At 40.3% G+C, this 15,526-nt stretch carries 14 protein-coding genes; 6 read left to right on the forward strand and 8 right to left on the reverse strand.

The window, feature by feature from the left end; all coding sequences use genetic code 11:
- Positions 1-4: 4 nt before the first annotated feature.
- Positions 5-271, reverse strand: coding sequence for a hypothetical protein (locus MTN96_RS37265; RefSeq protein WP_374274725.1), 267 nt, complete (start codon positions 269-271; stop codon positions 5-7).
- A gap of 53 nt (positions 272-324) precedes the next feature.
- Here MTN96_RS37265 and MTN96_RS04280 point away from each other — a divergent pair, with 53 nt between their 5' ends.
- A complete protein-coding gene (locus MTN96_RS04280) occupies positions 325-465 on the forward strand; it encodes a hypothetical protein (RefSeq protein WP_214552732.1) in 141 nt (46 codons plus the stop codon).
- Positions 466-477: 12 nt separating this feature from the next.
- Here the strand turns inward: MTN96_RS04280 and MTN96_RS04285 are convergent, their stop codons facing one another.
- The 3 genes from MTN96_RS04285 to MTN96_RS04295 are packed head-to-tail and all read right to left on the reverse strand — an operon-like array spanning position 478 to position 3,545.
- Complete coding sequence (locus MTN96_RS04285) at positions 478-990, reverse strand: MgtC/SapB family protein (protein WP_013464839.1); 513 nt, start codon at positions 988-990, stop codon at positions 478-480.
- Between the two features lie 15 nt (positions 991-1,005).
- Positions 1,006-2,151 (reverse strand): GNAT family N-acetyltransferase/peptidase C39 family protein, encoded by a 1,146-nt coding sequence (locus tag MTN96_RS04290; protein WP_248530812.1) that lies wholly within the window; start codon positions 2,149-2,151, stop codon positions 1,006-1,008.
- Complete coding sequence (locus MTN96_RS04295) at positions 2,151-3,545, reverse strand: RimK family protein (RefSeq protein ID WP_248530813.1); 1,395 nt, start codon at positions 3,543-3,545, stop codon at positions 2,151-2,153. The genes MTN96_RS04290 and MTN96_RS04295 overlap by 1 nt, the downstream gene beginning before the upstream one ends.
- 315 nt (positions 3,546-3,860) lie before the next feature.
- Between MTN96_RS04295 and MTN96_RS04300 the strand changes: the two genes are divergently transcribed.
- Positions 3,861-4,196, forward strand: a complete 336-nt coding sequence (locus MTN96_RS04300; RefSeq protein WP_036982665.1) for a zinc ribbon domain-containing protein YjdM — start codon at positions 3,861-3,863, stop codon at positions 4,194-4,196.
- A 793-nt stretch (positions 4,197-4,989) separates the two neighbouring features.
- On the opposite strand, the gene MTN96_RS04305 is transcribed toward MTN96_RS04300, so the two are convergent.
- The 4 genes from MTN96_RS04305 to MTN96_RS04320 all read right to left on the reverse strand — a co-directional run bounded on the left by MTN96_RS04305 (position 4,990) and on the right by MTN96_RS04320 (position 9,061).
- Positions 4,990-5,466, reverse strand: a complete 477-nt coding sequence (locus tag MTN96_RS04305) for a GreA/GreB family elongation factor (RefSeq protein WP_036983447.1) — start codon at positions 5,464-5,466, stop codon at positions 4,990-4,992.
- A 265-nt stretch (positions 5,467-5,731) separates the two neighbouring features.
- Positions 5,732-6,661, reverse strand: a complete 930-nt coding sequence (gene secF, locus MTN96_RS04310) for a protein translocase subunit SecF (protein WP_248530814.1) — start codon at positions 6,659-6,661, stop codon at positions 5,732-5,734.
- Positions 6,654-8,492 (reverse strand): protein translocase subunit SecD, encoded by a 1,839-nt coding sequence (secD, locus tag MTN96_RS04315; protein ID WP_248530815.1) that lies wholly within the window; start codon positions 8,490-8,492, stop codon positions 6,654-6,656. The genes secF and secD overlap by 8 nt, the downstream gene beginning before the upstream one ends.
- A 107-nt stretch (positions 8,493-8,599) precedes the next feature.
- Complete coding sequence (locus MTN96_RS04320) at positions 8,600-9,061, reverse strand: hypothetical protein (RefSeq protein WP_069439479.1); 462 nt, start codon at positions 9,059-9,061, stop codon at positions 8,600-8,602.
- Positions 9,062-9,173: 112 nt separating this feature from the next.
- On the opposite strand from MTN96_RS04320, the gene MTN96_RS04325 reads away from it, so the two are divergent.
- From MTN96_RS04325 to MTN96_RS04340, 4 genes are all read left to right on the forward strand, one after another.
- Entirely contained in the window at positions 9,174-10,964 is a 1,791-nt protein-coding gene (locus tag MTN96_RS04325; protein ID WP_248530816.1) for an ABC transporter ATP-binding protein/permease, read from the forward strand.
- A gap of 195 nt (positions 10,965-11,159) precedes the next feature.
- Positions 11,160-13,238: a M13 family metallopeptidase gene (locus tag MTN96_RS04330; protein ID WP_036982659.1), complete on the forward strand. Its 2,079-nt coding sequence runs from the start codon at positions 11,160-11,162 to the stop codon at positions 13,236-13,238.
- Between the two features lie 200 nt (positions 13,239-13,438).
- On the forward strand, positions 13,439-14,152 hold the full coding sequence (locus MTN96_RS04335) for a YebC/PmpR family DNA-binding transcriptional regulator (protein ID WP_036982657.1): 714 nt from the start codon (positions 13,439-13,441) through the stop codon (positions 14,150-14,152).
- A 73-nt stretch (positions 14,153-14,225) separates the two neighbouring features.
- A complete protein-coding gene (locus tag MTN96_RS04340) occupies positions 14,226-15,503 on the forward strand; it encodes a protein kinase (protein ID WP_248530817.1) in 1,278 nt (425 codons plus the stop codon).
- The last annotated feature ends 23 nt before the right edge of the window (positions 15,504-15,526 follow it).

Below are 15,526 nucleotides of genomic sequence, written 5' to 3' on the forward strand. Positions count from 1 at the left end.
CCTCTTAATTAGAGGCTCTCATCGATTTAAAAACATGTGAAACACCCTGCACAATAATATATGTCAGAGAAAGATTAATGATGAGCTTAAAATTTATTTCAACTAACCGTTTGTCGATAACATAAAACAGCAATAACAACGTAATCAAAAAGCCAAAGCTGCTTATAAAGCCATGCTTTTTTCCAAACAATAAGTAAACTAATACAGGAAGAGTACACACCCAATGCGATATGCCAGTCTCTAGATTAATTGCGGTGATAGCGAGCAACACAACCGCAAACTAAGTATAAATAACAGCATAGCGATGCCATAATTTAGAGCGGTATGTTCTCGTTTGGTGAAACCGCAGAAGAACTAAACTCGTTAAGAATACTCAATGTAGACAATGTACAAGGTTATTTTATTGGCCGCCCCGCACCAATTGAAGATGCGCTTAGCTTCCAAAACAAAGCACTACCGGCATAAAAACGCCACTAATTAGTGGCGCTCGGTATCAATACTGTCTTTTCGATAATAGCGTTTATGATAACTTTTCACTTTAGCATGCACGCCTTTACTTAAGCTTTTAAACTTAGCTTCTAGCACATCAACGCCGTATAAAATACCCACCACAAGCACCGAGAGCTTAATAGCAGCCCCTAGATTCTCGGTTGCTATCATCACGCCAATGGAGGCCAGTACCCAAATGGTGGCAGCAGAGGTAACCCCGACTACCGCACCGTCTTTTGCGAGCATTACGCCTGCGCCTAAAAAGCCGATGCCGGTAATTATTTGCCCGACTACGCGAGAATGATCAATCACATCCCCTTGTAAATTAAACGCAGTCGATAAAAACAAGTAAGTACCTAAAGTGATCAGTGCAGAAGTACGGATCCCTACAGGTTTGCCTCGCAATTGCCGTTCTATACCAATAATAGCCCCACAAAAAGCCGCCGTACCAATAGCTGCCCACGAGTATGGGGCTACATCGATAAAATCTAAAAATGTCACTTAAAATCCTATCTATTATTTTTTACCAATAGCAACTGCCGTTCTAAGCCTTTGACTACCAAAAGCAGACATTTTACTAAAATCGCTGCGTGCAATTGGCACATATTGACAGTCAATCGCTAATTGGTTGTCGTTACCTGGTTCGCAAAACGGGTCATGTACGTACACACAGTGCGCATCTAAATGAGTAACACATACCCAATGCGGTGATTTTTTTCCATCAAACCGATAAGTACTTATTAACAGCAACACACTAAAACCTTGGTTTAACCACGTTTCTATTTCGATTAGTTCAACATCTTTGTAGGTAACAGAAATATTAGCCGAGGCTATGCCTTCAACAAATTGCTGATGTACTGTCGCCAGCACCGTTTTTTTATTATCACTGCGTACCCCATCTAAAAATAATGGCTCTGAGGTGTTAACAATGACCTCACTTTTAAATCCCCGTTTATTTGCAGCCAATGCCAAGCCAAACGGATGACAACCACCATGCCCCGAGGTCATAAAAATAGTGGTGCCTTCACGCCATAAGGCAAGTTCATGTGACTGACTCAGCTCTGTGCTGTTATCAAGCGAGCCCATTGCCATTAATAATGCCGCAGGCCCGCAGGTAAACTCGGTAGTTTGCTGATACCATGGCGTTAAACGCTCAACTTGCAACTCGCTGGTTTGACGTATGTTTTTTTGCATGCGCAAGGCATCACTGTGATCATCGTAATAATCACTGTACTGACCAAAAACACGATACCCTACACTTTTATAAAGCCCTATGGCGCTGTCGTTATTTACTGCCACTTCTAAACGCAAATAAATACGCCCACGCTCACTAGTGGCTTTTTCAAGGGCTTTAAGCAGCGTTTTAGCAATTCCTTTGCCCTGCATCGTCGGTAATACGGCTAACGAATACAAACGTGCTAACCGCGTGCCTTTGTGGCACCACACCAAACCGTAACCACATAATTGCGCATTATGCTCGGCGACTAATAAAATCCCATGTTTAGCACTAAGCCAACGCTTTAAACTTCGCGCACTAAGCTTATCGTTACTAAAGCAGGCATTTTCAAGCGCCACTAAGGCTTTTAAATCACTCGCGCTTGCAGGGCGAATACTAATACCCGCTCCTGCCAAAATCGTCATATCAGACAATGCGTTAAGCATTAGCCGCGACCTCGTGCTTCAAGGCGCTGTTTAAACTCATCCATAATGATCATGTATAACTCATCACCTAAGTAACCATCTTCTACTTTGTGATCAATACTTGGGTTATCGTTTACTTCCAACACATACGCACGGCCTTGATGCTCTTTTACATCCACACCGTATAAACCCTTACCCACGGTTTTACATGCTTTTAAAGCAGCATCCAGTACAGCTTTAGGTAATTCAAACGTAGGCAATGTTTCAAAGCCACCCGAGAAAAACCGTTTCGCGTCATGGTTATATATTTGCCAATGGTTACGCGCCATTAAATAACGACACGCATAAATAGCACGGCCATTAAGTACCCCTACACGCCAATCGTATTCTGTGTACATGTACTCTTGCGCCAGAACTAGCGCACTTAAAGCAAATAACTCACTAAGCTTAACTTCTAATTCATCACGATTAGCAACTTTATACACGCCTTTTGAAAACGATCCTTCTGGCATTTTTAATACCAGCGGATAAGTAAACGACGCTTCTAGTTGCTCAATTGTGTCTTTTGATTGATCTGCCACAACTACGGTTTTTAAGCTCGGTACTTTTTGATAATTGAATGCATCATGTAAGTACACTTTATTACAGCATCGTAAAATAGACTCCGCATCATCAATCACCACTAAACCTAGGCTTTGCGCTTTACTTGCAAGGCGGTAGGTTGGGTGATCAATCGCTGTTGTTTGGCGAATAAACAACGCATCAAATTGGGCAATATTGTCTATTTCCTCAAAGCTAAGTGCTTTTGCGTTAATACCATGTTTCGCTGCTGCTTTTATAAAACGGGCTATTGCATCTTTATCACTTGGCGGTACTTTTTCGTTATGATCAACCAATATCGCCATATCCCAACGAAAACGGCGCTCTACTTTACCAATACGCCATTGCGTTTGGGTAAACTCATTTAGCTTTTCAATAAACGCAGCATATTGTTGCTCGCTTAGGGACGCTAATGATCCTTGTTGTAATAGGCCTTGCTCATCAACAAATAAAATAGGCGCTGGGTATTGTTTAAATACCGATTTAGCGGCTTTAGCTTGTTGATCATTTCCCGCGTGACCAAAATAAACAGCACCATCAATATGGCCAATATTTTGTAATGACGCTTGATTGCTTCGAAGCGCGTTAATTGTTTTTACACTCGGTAATACTTGGTGCTTGCGGGCTTCTGCAAGCAATGAACAATAATAACCCTTACTCAAGTATTGGCTTGAGTCACATAAATTAATAATGCGGGTTTTTGGTTCGTTGCGTTTTGGGTAGTCACGCAAATAGGTGTTAAAGGTAATGACATTTTCAAATGAAAGAACAAGTGTTTGCTCATTGTTATCAACCACTATTAAGGTTTTAAACACGACTTTTCCTAGTTAAGTCAAAATATACAAAGCAGCCTTGCTAATCAGTTAGCTCAGCGAATAAAACAGCAAATAGAAACACCTATCGCACTAAGTGCAGCATTTAGCAAATCACTTAATACGATAGGTGCTTTAACGAATATCTACTATAAACGTTAGCGCTTAAATTGCTTAAGCGACAGGTGATTTATATGCCCTTTTTTAGATGCGCACAAACGAGATATTTTTAGCGTAAAGATAAAAATTTTTGATGAACTTTTTTATTGCTAATTTGTGTTTTAAAATAGCCAAAATTTAATACTAAAAGTGATCATCATGTCTCTTCCCGCTTGTCCTAAATGCCAATGTGAATACGTTTACGAAGACCAACAGCTGCTTATTTGTCCAGAATGTGCCTATGAGTGGAACCCAAATGTTATTAATGACGAAGACGCTATTTTAGTGAAAGACGCAAACGGCACTTTACTTGCTGATGGCGACAAAGTAACCGTAGCTAAAGATTTAAAAATTAAAGGTAGCTCACAAGTTATTAAAATTGGCACCAAGGCCTTAGTAAGACGTGTACTTGATAAAAAAGATCATGAGCTTGACTGTAAAGTAGATGGCATAGGTGAAATGATGGTGACGGCTAAATTTGTTAAAAAAGCCTAAACCCATTGAGATTAAAAATTAAATTCAGCCATAACCTGTGTAAACTTGGCGCTTTATTACATTAATAAACTAAAATCTAATTTAACCAATTGATTTTAAGCGCCTTTTAAAAATTAAAAATCTAAATTCAGTTCTCATACTGGTGTGTTAGTTGTCTAGTATTACGACTTCTGCTTTGTGAAAGTGTGTTTTTGCGCTTTGCAAAACATCGGCAGTAAACTTTGAGTTTGGCACTGGTATATCAATAACATTGCCACTTTTACAAAATAAAGTAACGGTATTTGACGCTAGCTGTATTTTAATTATCGCCCCTTTAGGAATAAGCTGCATTCTACTTTTATTATTATTGAACCAGTGAGGTTTTTTGCAAAGTAGAACGTTTTCTCCAATATCAGAAAAAACACGCTCAGGCCTAAAAGTTAAGTACTTTATAATTAAAGCCGTGAGTAAAACACCCGTAATTGTGACGGTAAAAATCCCTATCTCCATAATATTCCCTTAAATTTATGTCCTTTATTTAACTGCTTATCCGTTAATGATTATCAGACTCAAGTAAATCTTATAAGTTCACGCTATAAATACCTTAGTTGTGTTGAGTGAAACCGGCTAACATCGAGCTATAAACACCCCTTAACTAGTTTATTATATTAGCTTATTAGGTAACACAGTTAATGTTTCATCGTAAGCGCGTTGATTAAAATTATTCGAATGCGGGTTCAGTTTCAGGCAATTATTTAATAAAGAGGCCTACGAGATGCTGCGTCTCAGAGCAAAAGACAAATAAATACTACATTCAAAACACTTTAACTACATCGTAACTATGTTTTACATCACCGAGTGTTAAACTAACTTCATCATCGACTTGTTTACCTAATAACTGTTGGCCTAATGGTGCACCAGAGGTAAGTACTTGTATAGTTGTGCCTTTAATATCAACGGTTAATCCACCAGCTGCTGGGCCTAAATAAAACCATTTTTGTGTGCCTGCATCATCAGCTAAACACACCAATGAACTGACTACTATTGTGCCTGTAACGGCGTCGTTGTAGATGGCTTCAAATAGTTGTATTTCTTTATAACACTCATTCACCCGATCAGCGTGACCTTGCGCTAAATACGCGGCTTCAAGCCCGAGCGTATCATATTGAGTTTCTGCAATACTTTCTTCGTGAGTCGCGGTATCGTGAGCTGTTTTAGCTGCAATTTTCGCAGTATTTAGCTGCTCTTCTAAGGCAAAACGCAGGTGCTCTATAACATGGGCTTTATTCATTTGGAAATTCACTAAATACGGTAAAAATAATTTTGCCATTTTATACCAATCTACTTTGATATGGGACCTATTTTAACGATAAGAAAATGACTCTATAACTAGGCAAAATTTTTGACATCTAGTTGTTCTAAATAAAAAAATTTTAACAACGTTATAGGGGAATTTAATTCGTTAAATTATTCAAATATTTATGCAGGTTGGTATTAGCATTGTTGCTACACCTAACACTATCCCTTTGCTGTGTAACAACAATGCTGATTTAAGCCTATGGCATATCCATTAATGCCTGTGTTTGCTGATCCACTTGCTTATCGTAGTTTTTAGCACTTAACCCAAGTAGCTCGGGTAATGTTGCAGCAATACAAATGGACGATAACGTGCCTACGACTATTCCTGCAAACAGAGCAATGGCAAATCCCTGAAGCGGCGCCCCAGCTAACAGCCAAACACTTGCCACCGTTGCGAGCGTAGTCCCGGAGGTAATAAGCGTACGAGTTAAGGTGCTTTTAATTGCACTGTTTATAATACTACTTGGTTTGAGTGTGATGTTTGTTGCTATGCGCAACAGCTCGCGCACCCTATCTCCAACTATTATTGAGTCATTTAATGAATAGCCAATAATCGCCAACAAACTGGCTAAAACAGTTAGGTTAAACTCTATTTGTAACCATGAGAATAAGCCAACAACCAGCACTAAGTCATGAAATAAAGCCACCACAGAGCCTAATGCCAAACGCCATTCAAAACGAACAGCTAAATAAATCATTACCGCAACCATAGCAGCAAATAATGCTAAGCAGCCTTGTTCAAATAGTTCATCACCCACTTGAGAGCCAATATAAGCCGTTGATAAAACCTCAGCATTTATAGTTGGGTTTTGGATTATAGCCGTTTTCCAGTCATCGTTATTACTTGTATTATTGGGGCCTTGTGTTAGTTGAAAATGATTATTGCCCTGTGCTGTTAGCTCAAATTCACCCTGATGATTTTTTGCAATAAATTGCTCAAGCTGTTTTAGTTCAACACCTTGGCTGGTGGTAAACTCTATTAAGTATCCACCCGTAAAATCAAGGCCAAAGTTTAGCCCTTTTTGTGCAATGGTGAATACCGACAGTAACACAAATATGGCGCTTATCAGCATGCCTGTATAACGTATACGAGACCCTGCCTCACATTTTAAAAAAGAATTAAGCATGCGCGTTTACTCCTGCTTTTTTACCCAGCTTTAAATATAAGCTTTGGCTTAAATATTTCGATACATACACACCTGTAAATACCGATGTGATAAGTCCCAGCGCCAGCGTTATAGCAAAGCCTTTTACAGGGCCATAACCTATGCCATATAAAATAATCGCGGTGATCATCGTGGTTATATTGGCATCTAAAATCGTATTCGCAGCTTGTTTATAGCCCTCTTGTATCGCTTGATATGGAGGGCGTCCTTTGCGGCGCTCTTCTTTAATGCGTTCAAATATAATCACGTTAGTATCAACTGCCATTCCTATGGTTAGTACCAAACCTGCAATACCAGGAAGTGTTAAAACCACCCCAGGTAATAATGACATTAACCCCACTAGAGACGTTAAATTTAAAACTAACGCAACATTTGCAATAAGCCCTAAACGACGATACCACAGCGCCATAAAGGCAAGCGTTAACCCCATGCCTAACATTAAGGCCGCCAATCCATTGTTAATGTTGTCTTGGCCAAGGCTTGGACCAATAGTTTGTTCATGTATTATGGTCACTGGCGCAGTAAGCGACCCCGCACGAAGTAATAGCGCTAAATCGGCAGCCGCTTGCTGGCTTTGCATATTGGTTATACTAAAGCGTGAGCTTAAATGCTGGGCTATATTCGCCACATTAATGACTTCGCTTTTTTTAACCACTTCACCTTTAGCATTTTGTGAATACTCTGAATAGAGCGTTGCCATCGGCTTGCCTATATTCGCCTTAGAAAACGCCGACATAGCATCGCCACCTTGGCTATCTAGGCTCAGTTGTACTAAAGGTTTACCCCAGTCATCACGGCCAATATTAGCATTATTAATATGCTCACCAGTAAAAATAGGCACAGGGTCGAGCTTAATAGTCCCACCCGATTGCAAATTAAATGTTTGCCCGCCAATCTCTTTAAGTTGATAAAATCCAAGTGACGCGGTAGCACCAATAATACGTTTTGCCTCGGCTGGGTCTTGTACGCCGGGTAGCTCAATGCGAATGCGCTGCTTACCTTGGCGCTGTGTAACCGCCTCGGTAATTCCTAACTCTTCAATGCGTGAGCGAAGCGTAGTGAGTGTTTGGCTCATGACTTGATTATCAAATGCGCTGCGCCCTTGCTCAGAATAACTTACTTTAACGACCTGTAAGTTGCCATGAGTTGATGTGGTTATAGTTAGATTTTCAAAGCGGCTTTTAAGGTCGTTAATAACTGAGGTTAGCTTTTCGGCTGCATTTTCTAATGCACTTATTTCAAAGCCTTGGTTAGTTTGCTTTGCTTTAACACCATAGGCTTTTTGTTTAACAATAATGGCTTTCGTTTGCTGGTAAGCACTGAGTAATTGCTCATCAATGGCTTTATCTAAATCAACATCAAGTACAAACAATACTCCGCCGTTTAAATCAAGACCCAGCTTTATGGGCGATAAACCAAATTCTTGTAACCAAATAGGGCTGGTTGCATGTTCTACAATTTTAACTTGTGTGTTTGGGTAATTCGATTTTATAGCCGCTTGAGCTTGGGCACTTTGCGTAGGTGTATTTAAAAGCACATTAATTGTTGCTTGGTTTTCTACCCCTTGGCTGACCTCAAACCCTTGGCTATTTAAAAAGCGTACTATGTTTTCAGTACTTGGTATTGCTTGTGTTTTAACCTCAGGAGCGGCACTAATATGCAACCACGATTTATTCGGGTATAAATTAGGTAAGGCGCTTATTGCCAGTAAAACCAATACAATCAGCATGGCTACATAGCTTAATTTAAATTTAGCCATAAATGGCTTTTTTTGTTTTTTTAGACTTAACATCGTTGTTCCTTATTACTCGGCATAGCCCAGTAACGTACCTATTAGGTACAATTAATCTGCAGGTCAAAACGCAAAGCGTTAAAACCAATTAAATTAAATAAGAAACATTAAGCGTGGTAGGTGGTTACAGCGGTGTATAATAAATTCGCATCTTTCCAGCCGCTCAAGCGCGACTTTTTACTTTTAAATACCCAGGTATACCAAGGCTGACTTATGGTGACAGCTTGCGGTCGCAAAAAAATATGCCTACACCCATTTAGGGCAAAAAACTCATGCACTACATCGTATTCAGGATCGCCCTGTGCACTGTGTAAAAATAAAAATGAGTTATTGGCTGTTAGCCTAGGTTGATGCGCAGCAAACTCAGAATGCTTTGAGTTTTTATGCTGTAAATTACCTAGCGATTTTAAAGGTGTGGGAGCGTTAGTTAAATTTTCGACATTAACAACATGGCTATAACTGCTTTGGTTACTGTTTAATTCGTGTTTTACACCCATAGCATGGCTTTGCACACTAAAGAGTGCGACAAAAAACAAGCATGTAGCTAAAAAAACGCGAAATTTAAACATCTGTCATTTAAAACTAAAATAAAGGATAGCTAGTATATAAGGGTAGCTAATTAAAATACAATAGCCAACATTAAGCTATTTCATTTATATAAAAACAATACTGAGATCCTCGATGCGCTCCAGACAAAGTTCAGTAAAACGCCCCGATGCCATGAATTTAAAACAAAGCATTCAAACTCTTTGGCCTTATATCACTAAGTTTAAAGGGCGTGTGCTTATTGCCATATTAGCGCTTGTGGGTGCTAAAGGCGCGACACTTCTTATGCCATGGGCTTTAAAAGAAATAATTGATGCGGTTGATAAATCAATTAACCCCCTACTGCTCGTCCCAACCTTATTACTCGTTATGTACGGCGCACTGCGATTTGCCAGCGTGTTTTTAGGTGAAGTACGCGATGCTGTATTTTCTCGAGTCACCGAGCATGCCATGCGTGACATTGGCCTTAAAGTATTTAAACATTTGCATTCGTTAGATTTAGCCTTTCATTTAGACAGGCAAACTGGCGGTATAAGTCGAGACATAGAGCGCGGCATCAGTGGCTTAAGCTTTTTGATGCGCTTTTTAATGTTTAATATTGTGCCCACGTTGTTTGAAATAATTACCGTGGCGATTATTTTTGGCACCTTGTTTTCTATTTGGTTTGCGTTGATCACCCTACTTGCTGTGGCTATTTATATCTTTTTTACCGTGACAGTTACCCAATGGCGAAACCGCTTTATTCGCGAGTCAAACGCTGCCGACAACCAAAGTAACACCCGCGCCATAGACAGCTTATTAAATTACGAAACCGTTAAATACTTTAATAACGAAGAGTATGAAGCTAAAACTTACGATACATTTTTAGCAACCTGGGAACAAGCACGATTAAAAAACAGACTCTCGTTACTGGCGCTAAATTCAGGGCAAGCGCTCATCATTGCCTGTGCAATAACCGCATTAATGTGGCTTGGTGCAAGCGAGGTCGTCACGGGCGAGTTAACGATTGGTGAACTGGTGATGATCAATGCGTATATGATTCAACTCTTTTTACCGCTTAACTTTTTGGGATTTGTGTACCGTGAAATACGCCGAGCCCTTACCGACCTTGAAAACATGCTTGGATTACTAAATACCTCACCCAAAGTAGCAGATAGCGAAACCGCGCAACCATTAGCACTCAAAAATGGGGCAATTAGCTTTGAAAATGTCAGCTTTAGCTACGATAGTAAACGCCCTATTCTTAAGAATGTCAGTTTTTATGTAAACCCTGGTGCTAAGGTAGCGATTGTAGGTGCTAGTGGCGCAGGTAAAAGCTCGTTAGCCCGCTTGTTATATCGTTTTTATGAACTTTCATCAGGCGCTATAAAAATTGATAATCAAGCCATAAACACAGTCACCTTGGCAAGTTTGCGTAAAGCTATTGCCATAGTGCCGCAAGATACTGTGTTATTTAATACCAGCATACGCGAAAATATTCACTATGGCAGACCTAGCGCCAGTGAAGATGAAGTAAACAAAGCAATTAACATGGCGCACTTAACCGACTTTATAAATAGCCTAGACAAAGGCGACAAAACCCTCGTGGGTGAGCGTGGGTTAAAAGTCTCAGGGGGTGAAAAACAAAGGATTGCCATTGCCCGTGCTATTTTAAAGCAATCACCCATCTTAATCTTTGATGAAGCAACCTCTGCGCTCGACTCTCATGCAGAGCAAGCTATTTTAAAAGCAATGCGTGAAGTGGCAAATGATCACACCAGTATTGTTATTGCACACCGACTTTCGACCATAACCGATGCAGACTCAATTATTGTTTTAAAAGCTGGTGAAATTATTGAACAAGGCAAACACCAAGAACTACTAGATCAAAACGGTGAATATGCCCGTATGTGGGCATTACAGCAAAAGCAGTCAAAGGCGCAATAAACTAAGCCGCTCAAGAACGATTGAAGTAGTTGAGTGTTTTTTTGCTATTTTGATAGTATTTTATTCATCTTATCGACCGGTACGGTTATTCACCTCAAAAGGTTTATTTGCAGTGAAGTTATCAATACAATCAAATGGCTATTTTTATAACAAAAATATAACGAATTAAATAACGTGAATTCATAGGGGAAAGTAATGAAAAAGAGTTTAATTGCAGCGGCGCTCGCTGCCACATTTATTACAGGCTGTTCAGAGCCACAAACTACAAAAACTGAACAAGTCGCAGCCGTTGCAGAAAAACCACAAGCAACTGAGAAAGCTGAATTAGGCACGTTTGGGGTTGATTTAACTGCCCGCAATGAAGCTGTAAAACCAGGCGATGACTTTTTTATGTATGCCAGCGGTTCATGGTACGACAACTATGAAATGCCAGCAGATAAAACACGCTATGGTGCGTTTTCTGCGTTAGCTGAACGCAGTGAAGAACGCGTAAAAGAAATCATTGAAGACATTGCAGCACGTGAAAATTTAAATGCAGAAGAGCAACTAGTTGCTGATTTTTATAATTCGTACATGGATACCGACACGCTTAATAAGCTCGGTGTGACTCCCATTAAACCATTGCTTAACGATATTAACGCTGTCGACTCAACTGATGACTTAGCAAAAATATTTGGTAATTCATGGCTCACAGGTGTTAGCGCCCCAATTGGTGGTGGTATGTGGTTTAACCGTTTAGATCCCAATAAATACGAAATGTCATTAGGTGCAGGTGGCTTAGGCTTACCCGATCGCTCTTACTACCTTGAAGATGCAGAACGTTTTATAAAAACCCGTGAAGCGTATGTTGCACATATTGCCGATATGCTTAAATTTGCTGGTGTTGAAAATACCACTGAACGTGCACAAGCAATTTTAGCGTTAGAAACAAAAATTGCAGAAGGTCATTGGCCACGTGAAAAACGCCGTAATCGTGACATAACGTTAAATCAAATAAAACGTGACGAGTTAAGTACCCAGTACCCTGGATTTAATTGGGATTTATACTTTGCGCAAACAGGTTACAAAGTACCGCAGCTAAACGTGTCGCAGCCTGAACCTGTAAAGGCCATGATTGATTTAATCAACAACGAAGATATAAGCGTATGGAAAGACTACCTAACATACCATGCAATTAATGGCAACGCTGGGCTGTTGTCAGAAGACATATTTAACACAAGCTTTGCTTTCTTTGGTAAAGAGTTAAATGGTCAACAAGAGCCTCGTCCACGCTGGAAACGTGCTATCAGCCAAATGTCTGGCACTAGTTCACTAGGCTTTGCGATTGGTAAAATTTATGTAGATCGATATTTCCCTGAGTCATCGAAGCAGCAAATGTCTGAGCTGGTTGAAAACTTACGCACAGCCCTTGGCGAGCGTATTGATAACCTAGATTGGATGGGCGCAGAAACAAAAGTAAATGCGCGTGCAAAATTAGCGGCATTTGTGCCAAAAATAGGTTACCCAGACGAATGGCAATCTTATGAAGGCTTAAGCATTAGCAAAAATGATTTAATGGCTAATGTAAAAAATATGCGTGAGTTTTTCCAAGCCGATAGCGTAGAAAAAGAGCTTAAGAAAACCGACCGCAATCGTTGGGGCATGACACCACAACGTGTTAACGCTTACTACAATAGTTCGTTTAACGAAATTGTATTCCCTGCCGCTATATTACAACCACCGTTTTTCGATCCAAATGCAGATCCTGCGGTAAACTACGGTGGTATTGGTGCTGTGATTGGCCACGAAATGGGTCATGGTTTTGATGATCAAGGCTCAAAATCTGACGCTAACGGCATACAACGTAATTGGTGGACTGATGAAGATCGTGCTGCTTTTGATGCTAAAGCCGACAAACTGGCGGCTCAGTACAGCAAATACGAACCAATTCCAGGTAACTTTGTAAATGGCCGTAATAGCTTAGGTGAAAATATTGGTGATGTAGGTGGTTTAGCCATGGCTTATCATGCCTATAAACTAAGCCTAAATGGTAAAGAAGCCCCTGTGATTGATGGTGTAACCGGCGATCAGCGTTTTTTCTTAGCGTGGGCACAAGTATGGAAAGAAAAACGTACTGAGCAAAGCATGTTAAACCAATTACGTGGCGGTACGCATGCGCCAGGTCGCTTTAGAGCACAAGCGCCTCGTAACCACGACGCTTGGTATAAAGCATTTGATGTAAAACCAGGTGATGAGTTGTACTTACCAGAAGACGAACGTGTTCGTATTTGGTAATCCCCTGACAACTGTTCATCGATTGTAAGGTATTAAACAACCCGCTTCGGCGGGTTGTTTTATTTTCCATTCATATTAACTGTTTCCCTTCGTTACTTAGTAATCAATCTCAATACTTACTAGCCCTGCCCCGCATTTACCTTTAGAATATGGGCTTGCAAATTTTTTCAATTATTTATACACATTAAGGCGAAACGCAGATGGGAAGAGCTTACCAAAACAAAAAAGATTCAATGGCTAAAACTGCGGGTGCTAAAACTAAAGTTTATTCAAAATACGGTAAAGAAATCTATATTTGTGCTAAAAACGGCGGTATTGACCCAGACGGTAACCTAGCACTGCGTCGTTTAATTGAACGCGCTAAAAAAGACCAAGTACCGGCTCACGTAATTGAACGCGCCATTGATAAAGCTAAAGGCGGCGGCGGTGAAGACTATGCTGCTACGCGCTACGAAGGTTACGGCCCAGGTAATTGCATGATTATTGTTGACTGTTTAACCGACAACAACAAACGTACCTTTGCTGATGTACGTGTGTGTTTTACTAAAGCAAATGCTAAAATTGGCGCACAAAACTCGGTATCACACTTATTTGATCACCTTGCTATTTTTGTATTTGACGGTGACAACGATGAAACCGTTCTTGAAGCGCTAATGATGGCTGACGTTGATGTAACCGATGTAGAAGTAGAAAACGGTAAAGTGACCGTATTTGCACCGCACACTGAATACAACAATACGCGTACCGCACTTGAAGAAATGGGTGTGACAGAATTTGACGAAGACTTAATTGCCTTTGTACCCCAAGTAGAAGCCCCTATTGAAGGCGAAGATGTAGAAGTAATGGAACGCTTTTTAGCCATGCTTGAAGATTGTGACGACGTACAAAACGTGTACCACAACGCACAATTTTAAACGTTAAAGCTTAATCGTGTTTAAAGGCCAACTTAGTTGGCCTTTTTATTGATTTTAAAATGGATTATTAATTTTGAATACCCTTTCACAACTTCGCAGCGGTCAATTACTTGGTGCAAAACACCTGCAATTAGTTGAAGCGCTAAGCCACTTTCCAGAGGAAATTTTTACCCTCGCGGATACCCTTGAAGTCTTGGATTTATCTAATAACAATTTATCTGATTTACCTGATGAATTTGCTTGCTTAACAAAATTAAAACGACTGTTTTTATCGTTTAATCAGTTTAAACATATACCTAAAATACTCGCTAAGTGCCCTGCTTTGATCATGGTTGCATTTAAAGGTAATCACATCACTGAATTTGCAGATCACTGCCTACCTAAAGCGATTGAATGGCTTATTCTTACAGATAATAAAATAGCTAAGCTACCTGCAACATTTGGCCAATACACTGCGCTTAAAAAACTGGCATTGGCAGGTAATCAGCTCAGTGAGCTACCAATAAGCATGGCAAACTGCCATAAGCTGGAACTAATTAGGCTCTCTGCAAATCAGTTAACTCAAATTGATGATTGGCTATTTGAACTACCAAAGCTGACTTGGCTTGCATTTGCAGGCAATTGCTTTAATAAATCACAGTGCCTTACCCAATCAAATTTAACCAATAAACCACTGGCAGATTACTCACTCAGTAAAGTAATAGGCCAAGGCGCATCAGGAATTATCCATCTTGCTTATTCAACGAATAAAGAGCCGGTTGCTGTTAAGTTATTTAAAGGGACTATTACAAGCGATGGTTATCCGCTGGATGAAGTTAATTGCTGCTTGCAAGCGCTTGAGCATCCAAACTTAATTAAAGTACTGGCTTACATTGAACAACAGCAACAGCTTGGTTTAGTGATGGAGTTAATTGATTCAAGCTTTACAAATCTTGGCTTACCGCCGAGCCTTGAAACCTGTACTCGAGATACATTTGGAAGCGATTGCCACTACTCTACCCAAGTAATTTATGCCATAGCGCAGCAAATGGTTAGCACTGTGGCCCACTTGCACCAGCACAATATAAGCCATGGTGATATATATGCGCACAATACCATGGTTGACCCGCACGCGCGTGTGCTGTTTGGAGATTTTGGCGCGGCAACTGATCTTACTATGCTCAGTGACTATCAACGTCAACAAATGCAGTTAATAGAAGTGCGTGCTTTAGGGTGTTTAATCGAGGATTTACTCACAACCTGCCAAGAGCAAAGCGCTGAAGTCATGCACTTAAAACATATTGCGCAGCAATGCATGAGCGAAAATATCACACAGCGGCCAACACTTAGCGCATTAGCTGACTTTTTATAGTGGTTATGCGGCCATTAATATTA

Source organism: Pseudoalteromonas sp. 2CM28B (assembly GCF_023161935.1).

What these genes read in the sequence shown, in the direction of transcription:
- MTN96_RS04280 (WP_214552732.1), top strand. Translation starts at nt 325, where the DNA reads ATGTTCTCGTTTGGTGAAACCGCAGAAGAACTAAACTCGTTAAGAATA.
- MTN96_RS04300 (WP_036982665.1), top strand. Translation starts at nt 3,861, where the DNA reads ATGTCTCTTCCCGCTTGTCCTAAATGCCAATGTGAATACGTTTACGAA.
- MTN96_RS04325 (WP_248530816.1), top strand. Translation starts at nt 9,174, where the DNA reads ATGCGCTCCAGACAAAGTTCAGTAAAACGCCCCGATGCCATGAATTTA.
- MTN96_RS04335 (WP_036982657.1), top strand. Translation starts at nt 13,439, where the DNA reads ATGGGAAGAGCTTACCAAAACAAAAAAGATTCAATGGCTAAAACTGCG.
- MTN96_RS04305 (WP_036983447.1), bottom strand. Translation starts at nt 5,466, where the DNA reads ATGAATAAAGCCCATGTTATAGAGCACCTGCGTTTTGCCTTAGAAGAG.
- MTN96_RS04330 (WP_036982659.1), top strand. Translation starts at nt 11,160, where the DNA reads ATGAAAAAGAGTTTAATTGCAGCGGCGCTCGCTGCCACATTTATTACA.
- MTN96_RS04320 (WP_069439479.1), bottom strand. Translation starts at nt 9,061, where the DNA reads ATGTTTAAATTTCGCGTTTTTTTAGCTACATGCTTGTTTTTTGTCGCA.
- secF (WP_248530814.1), bottom strand. Translation starts at nt 6,661, where the DNA reads ATGCTTAATTCTTTTTTAAAATGTGAGGCAGGGTCTCGTATACGTTAT.
- secD (WP_248530815.1), bottom strand. Translation starts at nt 8,492, where the DNA reads ATGTTAAGTCTAAAAAAACAAAAAAAGCCATTTATGGCTAAATTTAAA.
- MTN96_RS04290 (WP_248530812.1), bottom strand. Translation starts at nt 2,151, where the DNA reads ATGCTTAACGCATTGTCTGATATGACGATTTTGGCAGGAGCGGGTATT.